The 2,715-nt window shown below is 71.7% G+C and carries 2 protein-coding genes; one reads left to right on the top strand and one right to left on the bottom strand.

Annotated elements, in window-relative coordinates; genetic code table 11:
* The coding region (locus EIO58_RS19385; RefSeq protein WP_240658932.1) for an L-serine ammonia-lyase, iron-sulfur-dependent, subunit alpha at positions 1-1,241 on the top strand (1,241 nt) is incomplete at its 5' end.
* Between the two features lie 229 nt (positions 1,242-1,470).
* On the opposite strand, the gene EIO58_RS15705 is transcribed toward EIO58_RS19385, so the two are convergent.
* Positions 1,471-2,439: a hypothetical protein gene (locus tag EIO58_RS15705; protein ID WP_127820292.1), complete on the bottom strand. Its 969-nt coding sequence runs from the start codon at positions 2,437-2,439 to the stop codon at positions 1,471-1,473.
* Positions 2,440-2,715: the final 276 nt, after the last annotated feature.

Here is a 2,715-nt window from a genome sequence, read left to right as displayed (position 1 = left end):
CGGGTCACCCCAACGCGATGACGCTCGAAGCCTGGAGCTCGCCCGACGATGGGCCCGTGCGCGCACTCGCCGGCGCCACGGGCGTACGCGAGACCGGCGTCGCCCTCGCGCCGGCCGCGGCGGTGCCGGTGACGACGGATGCCGGACTCCTCGCCCGCGAGACGTACTACTCCGTCGGCGGCGGGTTCATCCGCCGTGAGGCTCCTTCGACACGCTCCGGGACCGGGCACGCGCAGACACATGCGTACCCGCTCGCGTTCGCGAACGCCGAGGAGCTGCTCTCCCTGTGCGACGAGCGCGGGCTCACCATCGCCGAGGCCGCGCGACTCAACGAGGCGGCCGTGCGCAGCGACGAGCAGATCGCCGAGGGGCTCGACGCGATCTGGGACGCGATGGCCGCCTGCGTGAACGCCGGACTGCACGCCGACGGCGTCCTGCCCGGAATGCTGGGGGTGAGGCGCCGGGCTGCGGCGATCCGCGTGCAGCTCGAGGCCGCCGAGGCCGATGGCCGGCGCGAGCTGCCGGGTGAGTGGCTCGGCGCGTTCGCGCTCGCGGTCAACGAGGAGAACGCTGCCGGCGGGCGCGTCGTCACCGCGCCGACGAATGGCGCCGCGGGCATCGTGCCGGCGGTCGCGATGTACTGGTGGCGCTTCCTCGCCGACTCCGGGCTCGGCGCCGGCAACGCCGTCACGCCCTACGGCGAGCTCGTCGGGAGCGCCCTGCTCGGCTACCACGGGCACGCCGTCGCACCCGACGAGGCGGTGAACTGGGATGAGGAGCAGGTGGCTGAGGCGAACCGCCGCCGAGGCATCCGTCGGTTCCTCCTCACTGCGACCGCGCTGGGCTCGCTGTTCAAGGCGAACGCCTCGATCTCGGGCGCCGAGGGCGGCTGCCAGGCCGAGGTCGGCTCGGCGTGCGCGATGGCGGCGGGCGGGTTGACCGCGGTCATGGGAGGCACCAACCGGCAGATCGAGAACGCCGCCGAGATCGCGATGGAGCACCACCTCGGCCTCACGTGCGACCCCGTCGGCGGCCTCGTGCAGATCCCGTGCATCGAGCGCAATGCGATCGCCGCGTCGACGGCGGTCACCGCTGCGCGCCTCGCCCTGCGCGGCGACGGCAGCCACTACGTCTCGCTCGACACCGTCGTCGAGACCATGCGCCAGACCGGTATCGACATGTCGCACAAGTACAAGGAGACGAGCGAGGGCGGCCTCGCCGTCAACGTCATCGAGTGCTGACCGTTCATCGACGCCCTCGGGTGTTGCGCTGCGGGGTGATTCAAGTGTCGCAACACGCCGAGTCGGGGTCGGATGCCGCGTGTCGCGCCCCCCGAGCGTGGCGGTCCTTCCTCGGGGCCGCGTGGCAGGCGGATCCGGGTGGCGGAACACGCGGGATGGCGTGGAGGATGCCGCGTGTCGCGCCACCCGAGCGTGGCCTCGGGGCCGCATCGGATCGTGGCGTCGTCGGTCACGGGCGCCATCCTCGGCGTTGGAGGACGGACCGCACGATGCCCACCCCGCGTCGATCTGCCCCGAGCACGTGGGCCGAGGTGAGTCTGACCACCTCCCAGCCCTCAGCGACGTATGCGGCATACTTCTCGATGTCGCGGTTCCACTGTTTGCGGTCGGTGCGGTGGTGGTCGCCTTCGATCTCGACAGCGGTCCGAAACTCCGGGAACACGATCTCCGTGATTCCCAGAAGAACGCCGCCGCCGTCGCGGATCTCGACGTCGAGCTCGGGCGTCGGAAGGCCGGCGGCTGCGGCATCCAGCCGGAACTCCGTTTCGAGCGGCGAGGCGCTGCCCACCCGGATGAACGGCAGAGCCTCGCGCAGACGGGCTATTCCGCGGCGCCTGCCCGCCAAGACAGCACGCGCGAGATCCTCGAGCGTGGCCATGTTCCCGCCCGGGATGAGTGTGCCGCTTCGGTCTCGCGGAACGCGCACGATCTGGTCGCCGAGCGCGACGAGCTGCCGCACGCCGAGCTCAGCCCCGAGCATGGCCCAGGTCGAGGGGGCGTCCGTCGTTCGCACCCCGGCGTGCTCCCGAACGCGCACAAGATGCGGTGCGACCTTGACACCTCGGATGCCTCGACCCCGCGGCGCTCGCGACGGTGCGAGCACGCCCACCTCGAGCGGGGCACCCGGTCCCACCCACAACCCGAGATGCACCGCTGCCGAGCGCCCCACGAGGAACGCGTGCGGCTGCATCGTGCATGCGTAGGCCTGGATCTTGCTTCGCTCGCACAGTCCCGCGATGTCGTCGATGGAGAGGTCGTCATCGAACTCGGGTGAGCTGGTGAATCGCCTGACACCGTGGAACGGTGCCTCGAGGTCACCGGCCTGCAGGCGTCCGGACGACACGCCCGCACTGCGCGCGGCGGCGACCGAGAAGACGCGTCCGAGGTGCGACGGAAGAGGCGAAATCCGAGGAGGCATCCCCTGACGATGTCCTACGGCGGTGGGTGGTGGCCTGTCGACTGTCGATCTGTGGATGGCCCCATTCCTCACCCGGGTGTGGAGAAGCCGCCGCGCGGTGCTCGCGGCGGCTCGTTGGGGGGTCGCGACACGCGGCAGGTCGCAACCGACGCCGCGTGTTGCGACCCGGCAGCACCCGCGCGGTGCTCGCGGCGGTTTGCGAGGGTGGCGCGACACGCGGCAGGTCGCGGGGGAATCCGCGTGTTGCGGCCCGCGAGCAGACTCAAGGGCGGGCGG

The organism is Microbacterium sp. CPCC 204701 (genome assembly GCF_004010105.1).
Lineage (GTDB): Bacteria > Actinomycetota > Actinomycetes > Actinomycetales > Microbacteriaceae > Microbacterium.
The sequence above is the reverse complement of the archived record's forward strand: the minus strand, read 5'-3'. Positions and strand labels throughout refer to the sequence as shown.

Coding starts and splice junctions, on each gene's coding strand:
- EIO58_RS15705 (WP_127820292.1), bottom strand. CDS start 2,439: ATGCCTCCTCGGATTTCGCCTCTTCCGTCGCACCTCGGACGCGTCTTC.